The organism is Acidovorax sp. BoFeN1, from assembly GCF_003345135.1.
GTDB classification, from domain to species: Bacteria; Pseudomonadota; Gammaproteobacteria; order Burkholderiales; family Burkholderiaceae_C; genus Acidovorax; species Acidovorax defluvii.
Map to the genome: position 1 here is coordinate 1 of NZ_QOZT01000137.1, position 5,716 is coordinate 5,716.

Below are 5,716 nucleotides of genomic sequence, written 5' to 3' on the forward strand. Positions count from 1 at the left end.
CATGTGCTGCATGCGGGCGAGTGCTTGGCCATCGCTGCCGGCCAGCATGTCGTGATGGAAGCCTGGAGCCCGCCCGGCTGTGCCGAAGCGGTGGAAGTGCGTTGGGAGGGCGTGACCGCCCCCGCCACACTGCGTGCCGCCAGCGCCGACGCCCGTGACTGGGAGCATGGCGTGGCGCAACCGCTGCGCGACCTGGGGCAAGCCTTGGGGCAGCTTGGGCGGGCCCTGGGCACGGCCGTTGCAGAGGTCGTGCACGCTGGCGGGCGGTGTGCCACGGGCCTGGCCCGGTTTGCGCTGCACCGGGCAATGCCCCGGCGCCAGCGGGTTAGTTGTTCCGCACGGTCTGAATCCGCATTGCCTTAGCGCAGGGCATCTCCGCGCACGGCCTCAAACGCGGCCAGTGCCGCTTCTCCGTCCAGTTGCTCCATGCGGGCCAGGGCGTCCACGTCCTCCACGGTGCTGAACGCCAGGGTGAACTGCTGAAACCGCCGCCCCGCCAGCGGGCCATGGTGCAGCACCTCCACGTTGATGTGGCGCGGGTCGTTGCGGATGCGCTCGATGAGTTTGAGCACGGACTTTTGCGGGCCTTCGAGCTGTTGGCAAAACCGCTGGCCGTCAAAAATCAGCAGACCCGTGACATCGAGTTCGGCGTTGACATGGCGCGCCCTTGCGGCAATCTCGGCCACCACTCTCGGGGGGTGAAGGGGGGCGAGGGTGCTCACATAGAGCACTTCGTAGAGGGCGGCGCAATGGGTCATAAGTGCGACTGAATGTAGGAGGGGGGCGATAGCCGCGCAATGTCAAAAGACACAGTCGGGGCGGGCGTTGCGTGCCCGCTGCGCTGCGGGGCGCGTAGTCTCGGGTGGGTTGCCTTCCCCCACCTAGAATCGCCGCACCATGATTGCCACCTTGCCGCCCCACGCGTGCCCCCCCACGTGCCGCGAATGCCGCTTGCGCAAGACCGGCGCATTTACGGCGGTAAAGCCCGAGGTGCTTAATTTCATTGAGGGCTTTCGTACCGACAGCCTGGCGGTGGCCGCGGGCGGCGCGCTGGTGCGTGAGAACCAGACCAACGCCAAGCTGTTCACGCTGTATTCGGGCTGGGCATTTCGCTACAAGACCATGAGCGACGGGCGCCGCCAGATCCTCAATTTCTTGCTGCCCGGCGACCTGGTGGGCCTGCAGCAAGAGTTTGGCGATGTGTCCGCACATGGCATCGAGGCACTCACCGATTGCTCTTTGTGCGTGTTCCAGAACGACAGCCTGTGGGCCCTGTTTCGCGAACATCCGCGCCTGGGTTACGACATCACCTGGCTGTCGGCGCACGAAGAAGGCCATGTGGACGACAACCTGCTGACCGCCGGCCGCCGCAACGCCACCGAGCGCGTGGCGATGCTGATCATGCACCTGTACCGGCGGCTCGACCGCATCGGGCTGGTCGAGGACGGCACGGTGGCGTTTCCGCTCAACCAGCAGCACATCGCCGATGCACTGGGGTTGTCGCTGGTGCACACCAACCGCACGCTGCGCGGCTTGTCGAGGCTGGGCCTGCACGAGATCAAGAACGGGCGGCTGCGCCTGCTGAACACGCGGGCCCTGGCGCGCATCGCCGAGTATTACGACACCCCGCCGCGGCTGATGCCGTTGCTGTAGGCACCGCCTGCGTTGCTAAAAATATGGTCAAAATGGCCTCTAGCGCTTAATGGATAAGCGCTGGTAGCTATTGTATTTATAGCGTTTGGTGCATTGCAGTGTGCCGCACGATAATTCGTGCCATGCCCGCGCGGCGGGTGCCTGCTGTGCACACAACACTTCTTTTTCATGACCTCACTCGACATTCTCATCATGGCGGCCGGCAAGGGCACGCGCATGAAAAGCCGCATCCCCAAAGTGCTGCAGCGCCTGGCCGGGCGCCCGCTGCTGCACCACGTGCTGGACCAGGCCGCGCACCTGCAGGCGCGCAGCGCCATCGTCATCACCGGCCACGGCGCTACAGAAGTAGAAGCGGCTACCGCAGGTGCAGCAAGTGCTACAGGCACATTTGACTTGAAGTTCGTGCGCCAGGAGCCCCAGCTGGGCACCGGCCACGCCGTGCAGCAGGCCGTGCCGCACCTGCGCGAAGATGGCACGGTGGTGGTGTTGTCGGGCGATGTGCCGCTAACCCAGGCCGACACGCTGCGCGCCCTGGTGGCTGCCGGCGAAGGTGGCAAGCTTGCCCTGCTGACGGTGACCCTGCCCGACCCCACAGGCTACGGCCGCATCGTGCGCAATGCCGAGGGTGCCGTGCAAGGCATCGTCGAACACAAAGACGCCACCGATGCCCAGCGCGCCATCACCGAGGTTTACAGCGGCATCATGGCCGTGCCCGCGCGGGTGCTGCGTGGCTGGCTGACACGGCTCACCAACCACAACGCCCAGGGCGAGTACTACCTTACCGACATTGTCGCCATGGCCGTCGCCGACGGCGTGCCCGTGGCGGCCCACCGCATCACCGATGCGCTGCAGGTGGCGGGCGTGAACAGCCCGCTGCAACTGGCCGAACTGGAACGCGCGCACCAGCTGCGCACCGCGCGGGCCTTGATGGAGCAAGGCGTGCGCCTGGCCGACCCCGCACGGTTTGACCTGCGCGACGATGCCCGCACCGGGGTGCGCGGCGCATTGGTCTGCGGGCAGGACGTGGAGCTGGATGTGAACTGCGTCTTTACCGGCCGTGTGGAGCTGGGCGAGGGCGTGAGCATCGGCGCGAACTGCTGCATTGCCAACGCGCGCATCGCTGCGGGCGCCGTCATCCACCCCTACACCCACATCGACGGCGAGAAACTCGGTGCCACGGTGGGCGAGGGCGCATTGATTGGCCCCTTTGCCCGCCTGCGCCCCGGCGCGCAACTGGGCCGCGAGGTGCACATCGGCAACTTTGTGGAAGTGAAGAACAGCACCCTGGCCGACGGCGCCAAGGCCAACCACCTCGCCTACCTGGGTGACGCCACCGTGGGCGAGCGCGTGAATTACGGTGCTGGCAGCATCACCGCCAACTACGACGGCGCCAACAAGCACCGCACCGTGATCGAGGCCGACGTGCATATCGGCAGCAATTGCGTGCTGGTGGCGCCTGTGACCATTGGCGCGGGGGCCACCGTGGGCGGCGGCTCCACCATCACCAAGGATGTGCCTGCGGGTGCGCTGGGCGTGGCGCGGGGAAAGCAGATCACCAAAGAAAACTGGCAGCGCCCCGCCAAGATGCCCAAGCCATGACGCAACCCGACGCCATCGTCGAACACCAGCTGCAGGAGCTGCGCGCCGAGCTGGCCCGCAGCCAGCAGCAGGTGGCCGACATGGCCGCTGCGCAAGAAGAGTTCTTGCGCGCGGTTTCGCACGACCTGCGCGCGCCGCTGCGGCATGTCACGTCTTACGGCACGCTGGTGCGCGAGGTGCTGGGCGACTTGCCGCCCGAGGTGGCGCAGGGTCCCGAGGTGCAGGAGGCGCTGGGTTTTCTGGCCACCATGGACCAGTCCGCCAAACGCATGGGCCTCATGATCGACGGCCTGCTGGCTCTGGTGCGCGCGGGCCGGGCGCCGCTGCGCTTGCAGCCCGTCTTGCTGGCAGATGCCATCGTTCAGGCGCGTGCCTCACTTGCCGCTGTCGAGGCCGGGCGGGCGGTGGAGTGGCGCATTGCGTTGGATCTGCCCACGCTGCAGGCCGACCCGGCCTTGCTGCAGGAGCTGTTGGTGCAGCTGTTGGGCAACGCCCTCAAGTTCACGCGCCAGGCAGCGCAGCCCTGCATTGCCGTGCAGGCTGTTGTCGCACCGGCTGGCCATGTGGCCTTTACCGTGCAGGACAACGGCGTGGGGTTTGACCCCGCACGCGCCGGCACATTGTTTGGTGTGTTCCAGCGCCTGCACCGCGAAAGCGAGTTTGAAGGCGTGGGCACAGGGCTGGCGCTGTGCCGCGCCATTGCGCAACGCCATGGCGGCGCCATCACGGCCACCGCCGTGCCGGGCGCTGGCTGCACGGTGCGGGTGGAGTGGCCAGCCCACGCCGCCTGATGGCTGCAGCTTTTTCGCCGCTTTTGCCCGCCGCCCTGCGCAGGCAGGCACCTGGTGGGCATTGACCCGCATTGGCGGCCCCACCCTGCGCCGGGCGCTGGCGCCGAATCAGCAAGACGAAGCGGCTACACCACCGGCGCCATGTCTGGCATGGAACTGGCCGATACACGGTTGCGCCCCGCAGCCTTGGCCTGGTAAAGCTCGGCATCGGCGGCGTTGGTCCATGCGCGCAGGCTGCTGTGGCGGTGGTCGGCCGTTGCCACGCCCATGCTGGTGGTGAACTGCAGGCCGGGCATCTCGTGCAACTGCAGGGCTTGCACCTGTTCGCGGATGCGATGGGCCACCGCCGTGGCGCCGTCCAGGTGCATGCCGCGCAGCACGATGGCGAACTCATCGCCGCCGTAGCGGCCAGCGCAGTCGGTGGCGCGCACATTGCTGAGCACGATGCGCGCCAGCGCGCGCAGCACCTCGTCGCCCACGGTGTGGCCATGCTGGTCGTTGATCTGCTTGAAATGGTCGATGTCCAGCATCACCAGGCAGGCCGGTTCATCGGTGGCGTGGTGGCGGTGCAGCGTGGCTTCGGCCTGCTCCTGCCAGTGGCCGCGGTCATACAGGCCCGTGAGGGCGTCGATGCGCCGCAATTCGTCGAGCAGCTGGTTTTGGCGCGACACCCTGCGGATCAGGCGGTAGCTCACCAAGCTGACCGACAGGGTGTGCAGCACCATCACGGGCAGGCACGCCAGAATCACCGACATGGATGTTTCTGGCGCCCACTGAAAGCCGTTGAACGCCGCACCGGCCACTGCAGCCCCCGCCATGCCCGGCAGCGAGCGGGCCCACAGGCCCCGGATGCCGGTGGTGATCTTGTCCACCATGGTCAGCGTGACCAGCAATACGCTGGGCAGCAAGTTGAAGTGCATCAGCGTCACCAGGACCACTGCCAGCGCCGAATCCACCAGCAGGTTGCGTATTTCGGCGCGGTAGGGGTCAGCGCTGCGGCGGCTCAGCAGGTGGGCCACATGGGGCCACACGAAGGAGATCGCAGCCATGCACAGCCAGGCCGCCAGGCCGGCATTGCGCTCCCACAGCACCACGCCCACCACCACCCCGCCAAGCCCCATGCCCAGCGCGCGCAAGGGATAGACGCGGCGGGAGAGTTGGCGCTTGGGATTGGGCATCGTCAATGGGTGAGTCGGGCGCCACTGGGGCATGGTGTGCCGGGAGCCCGGCAGACAGGGAGTTGTTACGAAATCCTACAGGTTGCCTCCCGCCAGCGCCAGCGAAAAATGGCACGGTGATGTCACGACACGGGTCACCACGCAGGTCACCTGGGTTGTGGTCCAGGGCCCGTGGCGGCCTCCAGGTGCTGCAGGCGTTGGCGCAGATGTGCCACTTCCTCTATCAGGTCGGCCGTGAGGGCTGCAAGATGGGGATCGGCGTCGAAGGTGGTTTCCAGCTGGGCCAGCCGGCGTGCGCGCACCACGGTGGCGCTGACAAAGCGCCAGTGGCCGTCCGGGCTGTCGGCCTGCAGCAGGCCGGCCTCCAGCCGTTCGCTCACCCAGTCCGGCGCCATGTGGCAGGTGCGGGCCAGGTCTTCCAGGGAGAGCAGGGCCGAGTCGTCCAGCAGCTCGCCCGGCTGCACGGTGGGGGTGTTGTGGGCAGATGTCATGGTC

Annotated in this window: 6 protein-coding genes and 1 pseudogene; 4 read left to right on the plus strand and 3 right to left on the minus strand. The window is 67.2% G+C overall.

The window, feature by feature from the left end:
• A pseudogene (locus tag DTW89_RS19450) lies at nt 1–363 on the plus strand (DUF2917 domain-containing protein); the annotation flags it as partial.
• Here the strand turns inward: DTW89_RS19450 and DTW89_RS18485 are convergent.
• The gene (locus tag DTW89_RS18485) at nt 360–758 is read right to left on the minus strand and encodes a BLUF domain-containing protein (protein ID WP_114657001.1); all 399 of its coding nucleotides are present in this window, start codon (nt 756–758) and stop codon (nt 360–362) included. The pseudogene DTW89_RS19450 and the gene DTW89_RS18485 overlap by 4 nt on opposite strands.
• A 139-nt stretch (nt 759–897) precedes the next feature.
• Between DTW89_RS18485 and DTW89_RS18490 the strand changes: the two genes are divergently transcribed.
• From DTW89_RS18490 to DTW89_RS18500, 3 genes are all read left to right on the plus strand, one after another.
• On the plus strand, nt 898–1,653 hold the full coding sequence (locus tag DTW89_RS18490) for a Crp/Fnr family transcriptional regulator (RefSeq protein WP_114657002.1): 756 nt from the start codon (nt 898–900) through the stop codon (nt 1,651–1,653).
• A 168-nt stretch (nt 1,654–1,821) separates the two neighbouring features.
• A complete protein-coding gene (glmU, locus tag DTW89_RS18495) occupies nt 1,822–3,252 on the plus strand; it encodes a bifunctional UDP-N-acetylglucosamine diphosphorylase/glucosamine-1-phosphate N-acetyltransferase GlmU (RefSeq protein WP_114657003.1) in 1,431 nt (476 codons plus the stop codon).
• Nucleotides 3,249–4,043, plus strand: coding sequence for a sensor histidine kinase (locus tag DTW89_RS18500; protein WP_114657004.1), 795 nt, complete (start codon nt 3,249–3,251; stop codon nt 4,041–4,043). The genes glmU and DTW89_RS18500 overlap by 4 nt, the downstream gene beginning before the upstream one ends.
• A 125-nt stretch (nt 4,044–4,168) precedes the next feature.
• Here DTW89_RS18500 and DTW89_RS18505 read toward each other — a convergent pair whose 3' ends face one another.
• Together DTW89_RS18505 and DTW89_RS18510 are read right to left on the minus strand one after the other, a co-directional pair.
• A complete protein-coding gene (locus DTW89_RS18505) occupies nt 4,169–5,221 on the minus strand; it encodes a sensor domain-containing diguanylate cyclase (protein ID WP_114657005.1) in 1,053 nt (350 codons plus the stop codon).
• Between the two features lie 146 nt (nt 5,222–5,367).
• Entirely contained in the window at nt 5,368–5,712 is a 345-nt protein-coding gene (locus DTW89_RS18510) for a chaperone modulator CbpM (protein ID WP_114657006.1), read from the minus strand.
• Nucleotides 5,713–5,716 lie beyond the last annotated feature (4 nt).

Bases quoted from the DNA above. Each gene is read 5' to 3' on its own strand.
- DTW89_RS18505 (WP_114657005.1), bottom strand. From the start codon at position 5,221: ATGCCCAATCCCAAGCGCCAACTCTCCCGCCGCGTCTATCCCTTGCGC.
- DTW89_RS18485 (WP_114657001.1), bottom strand. From the start codon at position 758: ATGACCCATTGCGCCGCCCTCTACGAAGTGCTCTATGTGAGCACCCTC.
- DTW89_RS18490 (WP_114657002.1), top strand. From the start codon at position 898: ATGATTGCCACCTTGCCGCCCCACGCGTGCCCCCCCACGTGCCGCGAA.
- glmU (WP_114657003.1), top strand. From the start codon at position 1,822: ATGACCTCACTCGACATTCTCATCATGGCGGCCGGCAAGGGCACGCGC.
- DTW89_RS18500 (WP_114657004.1), top strand. From the start codon at position 3,249: ATGACGCAACCCGACGCCATCGTCGAACACCAGCTGCAGGAGCTGCGC.
- DTW89_RS18510 (WP_114657006.1), bottom strand. From the start codon at position 5,712: ATGACATCTGCCCACAACACCCCCACCGTGCAGCCGGGCGAGCTGCTG.